The sequence below is a fragment of the Fructilactobacillus sp. X2R1C1 genome (assembly GCF_059901435.1).
Genome location: NZ_JBWXUV010000006.1, coordinates 1 through 15,705 on the forward strand (window position 1 = coordinate 1; position 15,705 = coordinate 15,705).

The 15,705-nt window shown below is 36.2% G+C and carries 20 protein-coding genes; all 20 read right to left on the bottom strand.

What is annotated here, in order from left to right; genetic code table 11:
- Positions 1-222: 222 nt before the first annotated feature.
- Positions 223-402, bottom strand: a complete 180-nt coding sequence (locus tag AC6UDG_RS06850) for a hypothetical protein (RefSeq protein ID WP_500706865.1) — start codon at positions 400-402, stop codon at positions 223-225.
- A complete protein-coding gene (locus AC6UDG_RS06855; protein WP_500706866.1) occupies positions 383-574 on the bottom strand; it encodes a hypothetical protein in 192 nt (63 codons plus the stop codon). Before AC6UDG_RS06855 ends, AC6UDG_RS06850 begins: the two co-directional genes overlap by 20 nt.
- Positions 575-1,197: 623 nt before the next feature.
- Positions 1,198-1,905 (bottom strand): Panacea domain-containing protein, encoded by a 708-nt coding sequence (locus AC6UDG_RS06860; RefSeq protein ID WP_500706867.1) that lies wholly within the window; start codon positions 1,903-1,905, stop codon positions 1,198-1,200.
- A gap of 60 nt (positions 1,906-1,965) precedes the next feature.
- A complete protein-coding gene (locus AC6UDG_RS06865) occupies positions 1,966-2,583 on the bottom strand; it encodes a RelA/SpoT-related domain-containing protein (RefSeq protein WP_500706868.1) in 618 nt (205 codons plus the stop codon).
- 113 nt (positions 2,584-2,696) lie between these two features.
- A complete protein-coding gene (locus tag AC6UDG_RS06870) occupies positions 2,697-3,638 on the bottom strand; it encodes an N-acetylmuramoyl-L-alanine amidase (RefSeq protein WP_500706869.1) in 942 nt (313 codons plus the stop codon).
- Positions 3,625-3,927, bottom strand: a complete 303-nt coding sequence (locus tag AC6UDG_RS06875) for a phage holin (RefSeq protein WP_500706870.1) — start codon at positions 3,925-3,927, stop codon at positions 3,625-3,627. The genes AC6UDG_RS06870 and AC6UDG_RS06875 overlap by 14 nt, the downstream gene beginning before the upstream one ends.
- A 106-nt stretch (positions 3,928-4,033) precedes the next feature.
- Entirely contained in the window at positions 4,034-4,375 is a 342-nt protein-coding gene (locus tag AC6UDG_RS06880; protein ID WP_500706871.1) for a hypothetical protein, read from the bottom strand.
- A complete protein-coding gene (locus AC6UDG_RS06885; protein WP_500706872.1) occupies positions 4,375-4,764 on the bottom strand; it encodes a hypothetical protein in 390 nt (129 codons plus the stop codon). Before AC6UDG_RS06885 ends, AC6UDG_RS06880 begins: the two co-directional genes overlap by 1 nt.
- A 37-nt stretch (positions 4,765-4,801) precedes the next feature.
- Complete coding sequence (locus AC6UDG_RS06890; RefSeq protein WP_500706873.1) at positions 4,802-4,960, bottom strand: XkdX family protein; 159 nt, start codon at positions 4,958-4,960, stop codon at positions 4,802-4,804.
- Complete coding sequence (locus tag AC6UDG_RS06895) at positions 4,957-5,301, bottom strand: hypothetical protein (RefSeq protein WP_500706874.1); 345 nt, start codon at positions 5,299-5,301, stop codon at positions 4,957-4,959. Before AC6UDG_RS06895 ends, AC6UDG_RS06890 begins: the two co-directional genes overlap by 4 nt.
- An 11-nt stretch (positions 5,302-5,312) precedes the next feature.
- Entirely contained in the window at positions 5,313-5,612 is a 300-nt protein-coding gene (locus tag AC6UDG_RS06900) for a hypothetical protein (RefSeq protein WP_500706875.1), read from the bottom strand.
- A 62-nt stretch (positions 5,613-5,674) separates the two neighbouring features.
- Positions 5,675-6,508, bottom strand: a complete 834-nt coding sequence (locus AC6UDG_RS06905) for a hypothetical protein (RefSeq protein WP_500706876.1) — start codon at positions 6,506-6,508, stop codon at positions 5,675-5,677.
- 3 nt (positions 6,509-6,511) lie between these two features.
- Positions 6,512-7,186 carry a hypothetical protein gene (locus AC6UDG_RS06910; RefSeq protein WP_500706877.1) on the bottom strand — a complete coding sequence of 225 codons (675 nt, stop codon included), beginning with the start codon at positions 7,184-7,186 and terminating at the stop codon, positions 6,512-6,514.
- 3 nt (positions 7,187-7,189) lie between these two features.
- Positions 7,190-8,425: a baseplate J/gp47 family protein gene (locus AC6UDG_RS06915; RefSeq protein WP_500706878.1), complete on the bottom strand. Its 1,236-nt coding sequence runs from the start codon at positions 8,423-8,425 to the stop codon at positions 7,190-7,192.
- The gene (locus tag AC6UDG_RS06920; protein WP_500706879.1) at positions 8,425-8,799 is read right to left on the bottom strand and encodes a contractile injection system sheath initiator; all 375 of its coding nucleotides are present in this window, start codon (positions 8,797-8,799) and stop codon (positions 8,425-8,427) included. The genes AC6UDG_RS06915 and AC6UDG_RS06920 overlap by 1 nt, the downstream gene beginning before the upstream one ends.
- The gene (locus AC6UDG_RS06925; RefSeq protein ID WP_500706880.1) at positions 8,796-9,191 is read right to left on the bottom strand and encodes a hypothetical protein; all 396 of its coding nucleotides are present in this window, start codon (positions 9,189-9,191) and stop codon (positions 8,796-8,798) included. Before AC6UDG_RS06925 ends, AC6UDG_RS06920 begins: the two co-directional genes overlap by 4 nt.
- On the bottom strand, positions 9,184-10,098 hold the full coding sequence (locus AC6UDG_RS06930) for a hypothetical protein (RefSeq protein ID WP_500706881.1): 915 nt from the start codon (positions 10,096-10,098) through the stop codon (positions 9,184-9,186). Before AC6UDG_RS06930 ends, AC6UDG_RS06925 begins: the two co-directional genes overlap by 8 nt.
- A complete protein-coding gene (locus AC6UDG_RS06935) occupies positions 10,095-10,430 on the bottom strand; it encodes a phage baseplate plug family protein (RefSeq protein WP_500694557.1) in 336 nt (111 codons plus the stop codon). The genes AC6UDG_RS06930 and AC6UDG_RS06935 overlap by 4 nt, the downstream gene beginning before the upstream one ends.
- Positions 10,430-11,383, bottom strand: coding sequence for a hypothetical protein (locus AC6UDG_RS06940; RefSeq protein WP_500706882.1), 954 nt, complete (start codon positions 11,381-11,383; stop codon positions 10,430-10,432). The genes AC6UDG_RS06935 and AC6UDG_RS06940 overlap by 1 nt, the downstream gene beginning before the upstream one ends.
- A complete protein-coding gene (locus AC6UDG_RS06945) occupies positions 11,383-15,690 on the bottom strand; it encodes a tape measure protein (RefSeq protein ID WP_500706883.1) in 4,308 nt (1,435 codons plus the stop codon). Before AC6UDG_RS06945 ends, AC6UDG_RS06940 begins: the two co-directional genes overlap by 1 nt.
- Positions 15,691-15,705: the final 15 nt, after the last annotated feature.

Below are 15,705 nucleotides of genomic sequence, written 5' to 3' on the forward strand. Positions count from 1 at the left end.
AATTACCCGTATGGGCATAAATACCATATTTATTCACTGTTTATAACTATTCAAACGCTAATTATCTAAATAAAAGTAGTATTAAAATGAATAAAAGTAAAACTCATGAGACCAAATGTGAGACCAAAACTATTTAGCATCCCAATTTTTAGTAATAGGTTCTTCACTTTGTGCGAACGCTTTATTTAGCTTTTCATGTTGTGAAACTTTTTTCTTGATCAGTCATGTTATTTTAATGCTTTTAAGATTGCCAGGAATAACTATATTCTTACCGTTCTTTTCAGTTACATCAAAATCAATGTAATTATTTAAATCTTTCTCATAGTCTTCCATTCTTTTGTTAGCAACATTTTGTGCCATTACTTTTTCATATTTAGTTAATTCATTTAGAGTTTTGATCATTTTCAAGTTCCTCTTTCCTTGTCTTTAGTAACTTTTCGAGTTCTGCTATATCTTCCAATGTTGCCCTATTCTTTATAAATGTTCTGGCAGTCGAACGATATCGCAAATACCTCGCTCGTTCTTTGTTCTTATTTTGCCATTGTTTATTTAATTCTGTTTGACTTTTTGCCATTAATTTTGATTCTCCTTTATTCCTAAAAGAGTAATGAATAAAGCTAATGCTGTACTTAAAAGCTGAATCATAATATCACCTGATAAGAATCCAACTATTACTAATAATATTGATATAATGTATTTTATCATAACTTGTGTTAGAATTTTGTATACGAAAGAGAGGGACTTTCGTCCCAATCCTTCACTTTTTGAAGAAGTCGTTATAGATTTTTCTTATCAACTCATACACAGCCAGTGAACCAGTTGATAAACTTGCAAAGTCTGTAAGGGCTTCTTTTATTATGTGTCCTAACACTTTTTCACCTCCTCACTTACAAATACTATAATACTACCTGTAGTATTATGTATCAACCTTTTTTATGTAAAAATCGAAAGAAATTCAAACAATAATGACGTCTAAATATCGTTGATATATCAACGTTTTGTGTATTTTTCAAACGCAAATCAAACGCAAATCGAAAGACTTTTCTGCATATTTGCTGCAGGTTTTCTGCAGGTAAATTAAATAGAATGTTGATATATCAGCATTTATAGTTATTTATTCTGCAGATTATCTGCAGGTTCAAAATAGTTGATATTGAATACAAAAAAAGCCCACCAAATTAATTGGTGAGCTTTTTACTATTCTGTTTCAACATAATGATACTTAATAATATCATCGTCAGAAATATGAATATTTTGCCCTTCTATATAATTTCTAGACCAAGGGCTTCCACTTTTATGAGTAAGATTAATTAGTAACTTTTCGTCCATATTACCATAATTTTCAATTATCTTATTAGCACTATTCAATATAAAATCCATATCTTTTGAAGCGTATATCTTATCCGTGGACTCATCTGCAGCAGGCAAATTGTCTCTTAAATATTTAATTCTTGAAAATGGTTCAACCGGTCCATAATCCCATGCACCAAATTTCTGAGGAAATAACTCCTTTCTTGTTGTAACAAGAAAGTCAGCATAAGTTAGATATAATAACTTCTCTAATTTCTTAGGAGAAATCCACCAAATATTTAGCTTATCGTGAAGGCATCTTAAAATGTAACTACAAATATCAACGGAAGAGAGTTCAACTTGACTATTTAATAATTCACCAAAATCTTCAAAATTATCAACACATGACACATCGCAAAAGTATGGATCCATTTTATAGACAGAATCCCATGATGGATTACTAGTCTGTAAAACATGTGTGCTTATTTCGTAATTTGGATATTTCTTAAAAAGTAGTTCATGCTGCTTTTTAATTTCCATAATGTTTTTTGAAGAAAAGTGATAAGCAAATGCTTGTTGTCCCTTTAATCTTACCAATTCTATTAAATGAAACATTTTAAACACCTCCCCCTTCTTTGTTAAATGGTAACATATTATATAAATAAAATAATACAATTAGTACTTATTTCTATTGACTTCATGTTTTTTATGTTCGGCATAATTATCAGCAACTGATTTTGGATCCCACAGTTGTATTTCCCATGAAAAATGGTTATTCTCGTCTCTTAAGTAGACATGTACGGCTCTATATTTACTAGTGGACTTGTTCTTTTTATATGGTCTATAAATATCAATAATCGTTTCACTGTCTCTTAACTCTTTTAAATAATCAACATACTCATCAACATTTTCATTTAAATCACTTACTAAAAGTCTAACCCCGACTAAATCATTGACAGATTTATTAATAATAATTTTGCCTTGTGTTTTAGTGTTCGCAAGATATTGATCCATTTTGTCATGAAGTGATTTTAATGTCTTAACTCTAGCATCAATTCCTAATGTATATAATTCAACCATGCCATCACAAAAAAGATTACTAGACATAAATTTTATATAATTTACTGCAGTTACTAAAAATGTGTTTGAAGATATTGCATCGCTGAGGTACATTTTATTAAAATTTAAATTGCATTTATATTCATTAAAGAATTTCAATGTTAACGAAGAATATGAATTGTCGATTGTTTCAATTGTTTCTTTCAGTTCTTGTTTTCCACTAATCGTTAACATTAGTTCGCACCTCTAAATTTGATTTATAAATTGTATCACAAAATTTAAAAAACAAAAAGCCCACTATCCTAGGATAGTGGGCTTTGTTGATTTACGTTGTATGTGAAAAGATATTATCTAAATGTTCCCCAAGCGGCCTGGCCAACAGGTCGAACTGGACAATAAAGAGTCTTACCGTTGAATCCAGTATAAACAACCCATACGTAGCCATTTTGTACTACATAACCGTAGTATCTAATGCTTGCGTAAGCTGGTAGTCTACCTGATCTAGTTGCACTCGCAGATGGTGCATAGTGAACGTTGATTGGCTGATTACCATTGGTAAACGTTGCATTTTCTGAATGGAAATCAGAGTTATTTGCTCGTGGTTTTTGAATTGGTTTGTTTTGATGTTGAGGCTGTGGAGTCGGTGTGTAAGTTGGAGTATTTACATTGCCAACGCCGTACTTAACGTCATGAGCAAACTGTGCTGGTGTAATGCCCATTTGAGACAAGTAACCGTACGGGTCAGTGTGATCGCCCCAAATGTGATTACTAATCCAGTTATGTGACTTAACGCCAACGTAACCATCAGAATCAGTATCTAATGGGATGCCATACTTTTGTGCACTTTCTCGAAGTAAATTAATGTATGTTGCATAGTTTACTTTGAAATCTTGTGCGTTGTAAGTTCGCGCTAATTCAATTTGGACTGGTGCATTAGCATTTGCCCATGAACCAGCTCCCCATGCTTGATAGCCAGGTTGGCCAATTTGATAAATGTTACCAGGTTGATCAGCATTGTTGTTTCCGACGATGTATTGAACATAAGCACCGTTAGAATACCATGTTCTCTTTTCAAAAGCAGCATTGTTTTGTGCAGTAGCCTCACCACCGGTTTCATGCGCAACAATAATCTTATTGTTAGTGCGATAAGGTGAACCCTCACTGCCTGTCAGTTGATACTGATAATTGATGTTAGCGGCATGAGCATTTGGCAAATTGACTGCAAATAAAAAGCTCGCTGACAAAGCAGCAAGCCCGGTAGCAATAACTTTAATTTTATTTTTTCTCATTAGCATCTTGAGTCTCCTTTTCTTTATTTTCTGTTCCTGGAGCATTAACTTTCGTTACGTTGCTAACAACCCCCAACATTCCAAAAATAGTAAGTAAAGTAGTAATCAAATCTGCAATGCTTTGATAATCAATTGGAAAGTTAATTCCAAATATACCAAAGATTTGTTTAATTGCTACTAGACCTAGTGAGAACAGACTGGATAACAAAACCCCGTTGTACGTGCCATCGGGGTTTTTGATATTGATATGAATGTTGTGTTTCTTGAAAAATGCTTCTAGTTTATCCATGATTTCCTCCCATAATTAACATTTCTTTCCGCCGCCTTTTCCTGATTTGCTTGAACTCTTTGATTTTCCTTTAGCCATAGTGAACACCTCCTTTCAATATTTGTAGCTATCTCTTTTGTTGCGTATGTGAGATTTTTTTATTCGAAATCCTGTTAATCTTGTCGTTAAGGTCTTTGATGTCTTGCTCAAATTTTGCAATCTGCGCGTCTTTATTTTGAATAACTAGTCTCAATTCGTTGTTCTCCCTTTCTAACTTATTTGCCCGTTTTTCGGCATTGTTAGCACGCTCCCATAACTGTGGAGTATTTTTCATATAGCTCATTTCTAAGTTGGCATTGATTTTATTATTATTGCTTTTACTGGATTGCTTGCTAGCCCAGTAAGCTAAGACTCCAGAAGCAATGCCAGAAACAAGCCCAATTATGCTAACGATGATTTTTTCGCTCATTAGTCACCACCGCCAATCAGTTCGACGAATAAATTGGCGATTAAAAATAAAATAAGAATAGACGAAAGGTGCAACGGAATTCCTGGAGCATTCATGTCATGCCAGAAAAAGATGATGAAATACGCTACCCAGATTCCCAACATTGAAGATAGACAAAGTCGATGCCAGTTTCTCGCACGATTACCAGTAATTCCCACGGCAAAAGCAAAACTGCCAATGATAACAAGCAGTACAGAAATCAGAGGATCCTGTGCGTGAGCTAAGACGTGAGCAAAGATATCCTGCTCATCTTCAAAGATTCCTTTAATAACCAATAAATAGATTCCAAGTGACATCGTTTCTAGCCCTGCCATCGTTACAAATCTATTTTCTTTAACTTGCTTCCACATCTTCCCATCTCCTTTCTTTCCAAAATAAAAACGCCAACTAATTTGTTGACGTCTTTTTATATGTGGCAAAATCTTTGCCAGTTATATCTTTAAACTCATCTGCAGTGATTTTTCCATCCACTGCTGCTTGATAGATTGAATCATCAGGCAAATAACCCCAAGAATAGACCATTTTTAAGTAAGCATAAGTACTCATTGCTTTTTACCTCCTTGCATGATTTGAACCGTTAATTCACTAATGGCCATTTGAACTTGGCTGTTTAGCTTTTCTTGTTTTAAATCATTTTGATTGTCGTTAGTATTAGATACTTCTAGGGCTTTTACTTTATTAGAAATGTCTTCTAAGCTCATGATTGGCAAATTATCAGGTGACAAAAGTGCATTATCAACAACACGATAGGAAAAGAAAAAGCTACCAAAATTTGATAGCTCATTTTGCGGTATTAATATTTTTTGCCAATCTTGATGGTCTCGTGGTTGAGTTTTAGAAACCTGTGTAACAAATCCATCTTTATCTGTTAGTACAAAATAGTACATATGATCATCTCCTATTCATCTTGTGCTGGAATAGTAATTTGTTGTAGCTCAATATTATAATTTTTTGATGTTCCATTATCACTTCTAACATCAGTAATCCATTCACAAATCATGTTATCTCCCTTGATATCCAAATGTGCTATTCCCTGATATCCATTGTCTCCTCGAACGTTCACATCAAAACTTGTGTTGAAATGATTGAAAGCGTCAATTCCAGAATAAAAAACGGGCTGCTTCGTAACAAAGTCTCCCCAGTTTAATCCGTAAATTGATTTAAAATAGAGAACACCATTTTGAATTTTATAATCCATATTAAGAGTTGCATCACCAAATCTCGTATGTTTGTTAATCCAACCAAATGTTTCTAGGTTAGCTAATGCCCCCCCAATTTATACCAATTTTCCCATTTTCCAGTAGCTTCATCAAAATTAATAACACTCTCATTGTATCCAAAATACAACTGCTTTCTGGTTTGTCTTCCATCCAACACAACTAGAAAGCCAAATGGTGCATTATCATAAGGTGGCATACCACCACAAGAATTTCCAATTCCTAAAGCTACGGTATGAATTCCCAGACTAGTGTAATTTTGAAAATTATCGTTTTTACTGGTGATGTCAGATAACATACTTAATGAGGTACTCTTGCTAGCATAATCTTTCTTAACTGAATTTAAGGCAGTTTCTAACGTTTGGCTTGAAGAAGTATCAATCTCTGCTTCAACACGTTTGATATCTGATTGTGTTGCGTAAATATCAGAAGATGAAGTAAACGTGACGTTATCAGTGGCACTGATACTGATTTTGAATGTGTATAGCAATCCAGAGGGATGTTTACCATCACTATTTGGAATCAAATAGTCTGGGTGGTCAGCACATTCGACCGCAAATAGAATCTCTTTGCCATCTTTATTTTTGGCATAAATTCCATAAGTCTTAACGTACAGACCATTACTCATACCTGAGTTATTTACATATCCACGAACATTAGTTTCGTCACTTCCATTGTTTTGATAGGTGCTAGCGTTTGAAACTAATTCTTTCGGTGAAATGTCAGTTAAGGCTTTAATTTGATCGTCTTTTTGGTTGGAATTATCCATTGAGGAAAAAACAATTCGTGAGTAAGTAATGCTATCTTGACCGCCGTTCACTTTACCTAATAATTCAGTACCAGTGTTTGTTAAAATACTTTGATTAAAAGTTGGCATTTTTTATTCTCCTTTAAATTTGTATTTGCTTGAAATTGACTTAACAAAGACGTGTGCGTTTGTGCTTTCGTTGTACTCAAAGTTCGGTTCACGCTCATTAAATGCATCGTGTGATGAACTCGTCGCGTAGTAAATCGTTTGACTAGCCGACTTGGTATAACGAACATCTGATAACTTGTATTCAGGTGGCAACATATTTTGAATTGATTCAACCAAAATACGTCGCTTAGTTTCTTCTTTATTTCCAGAAACAAAATCGAATGGAATGTCAGTGATTTCAAGTTCTTCAGGATTTTCAGTTGGTAAGAAGTCAAACATATTTATTGGAATATCAAGTACGAAAGAAATCATTTTCTTCAATTCATTGGTTGTTGAACCAGTAATGTTTTGCATAATTTGAATACGAATTTCAAAGCGCAAAAACTCGTCGTCATCATCAATTCGTTGTATTCCATATTCTTTAGCAATCAAGTCCAACTGTTTACCTTGCGCATACGAAAGTTGACGGCATTTATAAACGTCTAATAATCCATTCTTGCTATAAACAGCTAAATCTCCAATGATATTTAATAATCGTTGATTGTTGCTATCTGGCCGTTGTTCAAGGACAGACGGAAACGCATGAAGAACCTCACTTTTGATGGTTTTGTCTGATAAGTCTGTATCAGTGTTAAACATAGGCTATGCCTCCTTTGTACTAATCGTGATTAAGTCACGACTACATACCGGAAGCTCAAACTCATCAACTGAAATATCTTTCTGTTGGTAATTGTCGTCAGTCAAACTAATGCCAATGGAAACGTTGTTAATTCCTGGAACAGACCAAGCGGGTGCAAATAATCTAGAGTATAAAACTTCAGAACCCATCGTTAATCCGTTAAAGTAAGCTAAAATATTACTCTTAATGGTGTCTAACGAAGTGTTTGGATTGAACTGTGTATCGTCAACTTCAAGGTCAATCTTGACGTGAATATTAACTGCTTTTGCACGGTCGAATTTAATCTCAACTGGTTTGTTGGCTACGTCTTTAACAATCTCACTACGTTTTCCAATCGTTGTAGCGACTGGTGTTAAATGGTCAAAATAAGTCTCAGCAATCTCTCCATCATCTCCACCAATCACATATAAATGGCAGGACTTAGCCGGATTTCCATAACTATCAGTCGACATCGTATTATTAGCAATTAACCTAGCGTCAGAAACACCAGCAATGTTTTTGATGGCCGTTTCAATACCATTCTTAGTCTCACTAGGTCGATGCATGTTATTAATCAATAATCTATTTCTTAATTGATCATCAGTCTCTGCATCTGTCCCACCATAAGCGGCTTCTGGATTAGTCACATTGAAGAAACCGGCAACAATGTTTTCTGCGTGAGTAATCGTGTTAGCAACCACATTTTCGTTGTACCCAGCATGTACTGATTTTGCTGGCACAATACCACGACTAAGCGCATTTCCATACTCATCAACTAACGGTTTCTCTTGACCCGTAGAATCTTTATAATTACTAGGTTCGTTTAATTCCAAATCGTTGATAGTTAGAAAGACGTGGCCGTCTGCCGTTCCAAATTGTGTTCCGGCAGGAATAATGGTTGGATTATTTTGGTCAACGTATCCATCAATTTGTAAATCAACATCAGCTTCAGTTGGTAGTTTTCGATAAATACCTAAATCAGTTCCATGGTCTTCCAGGTTTTTACCACTAGCTGATTGAATAAATGTATTTTTATAAATTGCTTGGCCAAGTTGTTCATTACGACTTTGAATGATTGACAGAATACCAGACAACAAGCCCTCAATCTGTCCGTCAGACAAGTCAATGTCATCACCAAAGTATTTGATGAATAGATTATTGATATCTTGTCTGATTTCTTTTAATCCTGGAACTTGATATCCATTTTCGTTAAGTGGCATTACTGATCACCTCCAATAACTTGTAAATTAACTGAACTTTCATTGTGTAAGTTCACAGTGATTTGTAGGTTAGTTACTCGATTTTTCTTATCAAAATCTAGAGTAGTAACCTTGCAAGTCACAAATTTGTTCAATGCTCGTTTCAAATATTCAGTAACCACTGTTTCAATAACATCAGGACGTTTTCCATTCAAAATAATACTGTTTTGGTCAACTCCCTCGGTTCGGTCCCAAATAATTTCGCCAAGATTGGTACCAAGTAATATCTTGATTTTTTGTGCTAGAGCGTCATTATCTTTTACATAATCAAAGGTCCCATTACTGTGACTGAACACAATATCGTTAGTATTTGGATCCACCTTAATGCTTTTCATGAAATCACACTTTCTATTACCGGGTCTTGGATACTATGCAAACGTTGTGACGCCAGCTTAAAGTTAGTCGCTCCATGCCAGTTATCATTGTCTCGGTCTAAAAATCCGACCAAAACAATAGCCCCAATCCGCATAAGATTAAGGCTTTCTTTTTCATCTATCACATAAATAGATGCTGGAACAATGCAATTGATTAATAATGCTCTGGTTTGGCCATTAGATTTTAATGGTAACGGCTGAACATTTGCACGACGGTGGGCAGTATCATAACCGACCACTCTGCCAATAGTGTGACAGTTAATTTGAGTTCCCATAAACTGAGTTAGATCGTTCTTAATTAATCCAATCAACTTATTATTAGGGTCTGGCTCTTGTCTAAATGGTTTAGGCATATACTTCCACCTCCATCGTAAATGTCGTATAAGTGTGACTGTGCGTGATTGATTTTATTCGCTTAAGTCCCCAGCAACTGTTGGTTTTAATGTAAACAGGACAGCCGGCGTACAAACGCGGATCATCAAAACCGTCCATCGTGTACGTATTTCCACCGTTATCAGCAGCATTAGCGTTTAACTGAGCGTCTTTTTCAAGTGGTCCATAATCAACGGTCCCAATTACGATAGCCGCTGTATAAGGGTCAGGCGCATTAATACTGTCGATGCATAATCCTGTCGGACGGTAATACATCCGTGAGTTGCAATCAATCGCAATATTATTAATCACGTCAATAGGCTTGTCATCAGCGGAATAACCGTTTGGATAAGTTTTGTTATTACCAAGATTGCAAGAAACAATGTTAATTCCAGCATTATTTTTAATAGTATTAATAATCGTCCACGCTGAAGTTCCTGGAGAAAAACTAATATTTTCTTGGACTTCTTTTTCTTTACTACCATTTTTTCCATAAGTCTTGGTTTCTGTGACTTTGAGCTTATCAATGTCAGCATAACTTTGTCCCTCTAAGAAAGTAATTTGCAAAGCATCATCAGCATTACCAGTTTGTGGGACAATCTGGCTAATATTACCTACCGCAATCATTCCATAAATGTTTTGTGGACCAGTGTCAATTTGAACTCGATCGCCAAGAGAAATTGTGTTAACTGCCGTCTTAGTTGGATTGTAGATGGTCACTGTGTTTTGACTGGGTGTATTCTCATCATTGCTAACAACTGAGTAGTCGAACGCAATGTCATGTGCTCCAAAATTAAAATGGGTAACTGAGTCGCCGTTATCATGGTCAATCATGACGTGTGCATCATAGTTAAAATATTCGCCTTGCTGTTTTTCAATTTGTGTCATGACTGGTCCTCCTCTCCGTCAACAACGCACAAGAATACAGTTTCATTTAGATTAGCTGGATTAATGTTAGTCTCTTTGCCACTATCATCTAGTGGAATTAATGGCTCCATTGGTAAAGATGAATTCCAAATTCCACGCCACAATGGTTGGTTCAACACCAATCTTTCTCCGGCATAGATTACATTATTCTGGTCATCTAACAAATCAACTGTATAAAAACGCCCTATCGCATTCCAATTAAATCGAAAGTTATAATTTCCATCTCCCAATTTGATTGTCTGTATATAGGGCATCGAATTTTTATCAATATCAATATATTTTCTTCGTGGCATTATTTAACCCTCACTCTCACACCAATGGGAATAAAGCGATCAGGATAATGGTTCCAATTTCTAAGTGTCTGAATAGCAGTTCCCCACTTTGTCCACATCCACCAATATGTCATACCTCTCGTAACTGTGATGTAAACACCAGGTGACGGTTTATAAGGTGGTTTTGGTGGCTGAGGTGGCTTTTGAGTTACCGTTGTTCGTTCGATAGCATGTTTAGCACTTAAAAATGAAATCTGAAGCTCCATTGATTTAACCGTTGGATTATTCATAGACCGACCAACAGAAGTGAAGTAAACGTTTGGTAAATAGCTAAATCCATCAAGTGTTAGTTCAACTCCCATTTGTTGCCAAGTCAACAGCTGTTGGTATTTGTGTACCATCGTTTCGTACGTGTCTCCATAAATAATGTAACTGGCTGTTGTCGTTTTATCAGAATTAATACTGTAATTAATCCTTGGTTCTAAGCCGGGTGTTGGATATGTTGCATTGGACGAGTTAACCGTTTCAGACGGTGAAGCCTCAACTAGCATAATTACAGCAGTTTCCGACATGTCAGAACGATAAATAGCAGTCAGTCCACGGTTAGCATGATTCTTTCGTGCGTCATCAATGAACGCATGGATGTTATCAGAATTACTACGATTGGATTGAACCTCGTACTGTCTTTTATGAATGACTGTATCGTACAATTCTTGCTTTTCTTTAGCTTCGTCCTTACGATTGGCCAGACTCTTTTCAAGCTTTTGTGCGTTATTCAATTCAGCTTCTAGCTTTGCTTGTTTCAGCAATGCTTTAGTATCGTCATCAGAAGTATCTGGCTTTGGCTCACGCTTCAATTCAGCAATTCTATTTTTAATTTCAGCTTCACGTTCGGCATAATACTTAAGCTGGTCATTTGCTGACTGCTCCTTTTCAGCAATCTCTTTATTACTAAAAGCATCAGTTATTGCCATTAGATAGCACCTCCAATCACGTTTCTAAACTTCTTGGCCAAATCATCGTCTCGTTGATCAAGAATTTGTTGTAGCTTAGAAAGCCCCTTTTCATCGGCATTTTGAACGTTAATGGTTGTACGATTATCAATCTTAACGTTGTCATTTTTCTTACTATTTCTAACAAGTGACTTACTTGATTCATGGTCAATAACAGTCCCACCAGTATCCGGCTTAAACAGTTCTGGACCACGTTCACCAACAACCGATAACTCATCTTTGCTAACGTGACCACCATTTGCATAACCATGGCCATTTCCTAATGCTCCAAGTCCACTACCGTAACGGCTCTTTGCATAGTTCAATCCAGCTAAAATGTTATCGAAACCGTTCATGATATTACCGTGTCCTGGTAATTTGAATGCATTAAATGTTGGTGGAATAACTTGCATTAGTCCACGAGCCAAGTTACCAGTTCTATTATTAATATCTCCAATAGCACCTTGAACTGCATTTGGATTTCCAGAAGATTCAGTTGCAATCTGACGTAAAACTTTGTTAACCATTCCATCGTCGCTAGATAAATGAAGAATCTTCAACGCTTGTTTTACATAGTCTCTCCAACGTTGTACGCCAGAGCCACCTGGATTACCTTTGCTTCCGCCGGCGTCACCATAATCACTGAATAATCCTTTAATCCATTTCATTGCACCTTTAGCGATTGTTCCTGGAAAATGACTAACTGATTCTTTTACTAAATTGACGTTAGACTTGATACCAAGACCACCAACAAATTTATCAAAGACTACATTCATAAAACCTGCTGGGTCTTTCATAATCTTTTCAGACATATCAACCAAGTCGGCACCTTTGTCCCAAATACCTTTAAATGCGCCAGTTACAACTTTCGTAGCTTTACCGGCCACATTTTCAGCACCTTTAACAACATTTCCAACTACTTTACCAATACCACCTTTATAAGATGGAATATTGAGTCTTGATAGCATCTTAGCAGTCTTATTTCCATCAAGAACGCTGGTTCCCTTTGGCAAAAGAACATGTAGATTACGTTGTGCTGGGAAAATACCAACCTTTCCATTTGGAAGTTGATACATTTCTCGATAGTTGGATCCGGAGCCATCGTTTACCTTTGCAGGTCCGCCTGGATGTGTGTCATTAGTACCAGTTGCATAAGATGGCTCAGGAATCTTCCATTGGCCTTTAATCTTATCAGCACCAACTTTATCAAGAACCCAGTTAATACCGTCGTGCAATCCACCTAACATTTTGTTAAATGGATCGATAACTCCTCGAGCAATACCAACAACTGCATGATGAATACCACCAACTGCATTTTTAACAGTGGTCTCAATTCCTCTCCACATGTTGTTCCACTTATCAGAAACCCAGCCAGTGGCTTTACCCCAAACACCTTTAATGTCGTCCCAAAGTTCACGGACACCATTTTTAACGTTGTTCCAGGCATTTTTAAATAAGCCAACAATTTTTCCAAGTCGTCCGCCGGTTAAATCGTTGACCCAGTCAAATCCCAATCTGAAAAGGTCTTTAATACCATTCCACATGTTAGATACAATGTTTTTAACATCTCCACCAAGTTTATTCCAGTGTCCATGAATCAAATCGGCACCAGCCTTAGTAATTGAGGAATTTAGTTTAACGCCATCTTGAGAAATCTTATTAGCGTCATTCCACATGTTTTGGAATTGTTTAGGCGTGTTTTTACGTAACCAACCAACGGCTTTATTAACACCATCATTTAGTTCATTCATATATTTTTGCGCAGTTTTTGGTGCGTCTTTAAATGAATTACCAATGTCTGATCCAATATTCTTGGCACCTTTTTTAAGGCCATTCCAAAGATTATTGAACCATTTTGTTAATCCATTCCATCCCTTTTGAATTAAGTTAACTCCAACATTAAAGCCTTTGCTAACTAGTTGACCCTCTAATTTGGCTGGTTTAGTTAGGTTTTTCCAAAACTTACTAAAGAATTTTGTTAAACCGTTCCAACCTTTTTTAATTAGGTCAACTCCAACATTGAATGCCTTACTAATAATTTTTCCTTCAAGCTTGGCAGGTAAAGAAATTACTTTCCAAAATTTACCAAACCATTTAGAAAGACCATTCCAAGAGTTTTGAATTAATTTAATTCCACTGTTAAATCCCTTAGCAATATCTTTACCAACATTACCTACAGATTTACCGATATTTCCAAACCATTTGCCAAGTCCTTTAAAGAACTCTCCAACACTTTTGGTTGCTTGACCAATCCATTTACCAAGACTACCAAAGAACTTTCCAAGGTCTTTACCAATTGTGTTCACAAAATCTCTGAACGGCTTACAGTGCTTATAAAGTTCAATCAATCCAAAGGTAATTGCAGAAACAGCTAAGACGATTAACCCAATTGGGTTCATATCCATAGCAATATTTAAGGCTATTTGAGCTCCTTGAACTATTTTAAGAGCAGCACTCCATGCCATTAAAGCTCCTTTAACAGCAACAATTGGCATTACAATTCCACCAATAGCAGCTCCGATTGCCTTTATGGCATTCTTATGTCCTGCCATTGTCTTAAGAGCATCAGCAACCATTTTAATTGGATCAATAGACTTCTTAGAGTTTCCAAATAAATCTCTAAATCCTTTGCTAATAACATCAAGAACCATTTTGAATGAATCCCAAACACCATTAGCAAGTAATCCCACAATTTTAGTCAAACTACCAATAATGGAAATGATTGAACCCATACTGCCAGACATCACTTTAATTAATGCAGCAGTTGCATTAGCAATTTTGCCAATTGCAGCACCTAATTGTGCTGCAGCATTTTGTGTAGCCTTATTATCCAAAACTTTGCTTAGATTACTTAAACCAGTACTTGAAACTTCAACAAGTGGTTTCATAAGTGCTTTACGCGTATCAGCAAAAGATGTTTGGATGTGATGCATCGAACCCTCAGTCGTACTATTAAATTCTTTAGAGCTTTTACCAAACTGTCCGGAAGCCTTAGCAAGTATGTCGTTAAATTGACTACTGGTCATCTTGCCAGAATCAAGTAACTTCTTAAATGAATCCTGGCTCATTCCACTTGCTCTTTGCAAAGCAGAACTCATGCCTGGTGCAGCTTTTTCAACACGTCCTAACGATTGACTAGTGACTTTCCCACTACTTTCAATACGGTTTAATCCACCAGCAAACGCATCTGATTGTTGACCACTTAAATGCAACTGATTAGATAATGTAGCAACTCCCTTAGTTAATGCTTGTGTCTGCTTAACATTGCCAGTCATTCCATAGAACTTTTGTGTTAATGCAGTAACTGCTCCACCAGACAAATTAGAATTCTCTTTAATTTGTTTGATAGAGTTTCCTAATTCATCAACACCTTTTTTGTTAACTCCCATGTTCCGGAACTTAGCACCAAAGCTTTCTGCTGCTAGTGCGTCTTCATAACCAGCCTTAGCTTGATTAGTAATACTTCCAGTAATTGCATTAATTCCATTAGTGACCACACCACCAACAAATCCACCGACTAAAGCGTCTTTTAGCTTTCCAACTTTGCCATTAGACTCTTCACTGGCATCTCCCATTTTTCTAGCAGATTCATTAAATTTATTCATGTTAGGACCAGAACCAGATGCAGCTCTTCCAAGTTGTTCTGTAGATTCTTTAATCTTATTAATTTTAGGGCTAGCTTCATCTTTAGCCGTGAAATTAATTGGATTTGGTTTCTTTAACTTCTCAATCTCCGTTGAAACATAGTGCACTTTTGGTGATACCTGATCATTGGCTGTGAATTCGATTGGATTAGGTTTTCTCATCTTGCTCATTTCGCTTGAAACATAGTGAACCTTAGGGCTTACTTCATCGTGTGCTGTTAGATTAATTGGTTTTGGTGTCTCGACTTTTTTCAATGATTCGTAAACACCATTGACCTTTCCCTTAACTTCAGATAAAGCAGAGTCGTTTTTGTGTAGTTCACTAGAGAAGTTAGCCGTCTTACTAAATGCCAATGATTTTTCACGTAGTCCGGAATAGTCAACACCAAGCGCTTTGATGCCGTTACCAGCTTCACTATTGGCGTTCTTTAACGATTCCATTGAGCCCTTAATCTCGTTCACACTGTTTTTTCCGGAACTTCCAAATGAATTGAAATTAGTATCTAAGCCGGTAATCTGATGAGAAACAGCTTCAAAATCACTCTTAATGTTTTGGATCATCTGAGTAACTTTTTCAAGTTGCTCAAAACCATTCATATGCAGATTAAAATTAAAGCCGGCACTTTGACTTGAAGAGTTTGCCATAGTTTAACCTCCTTT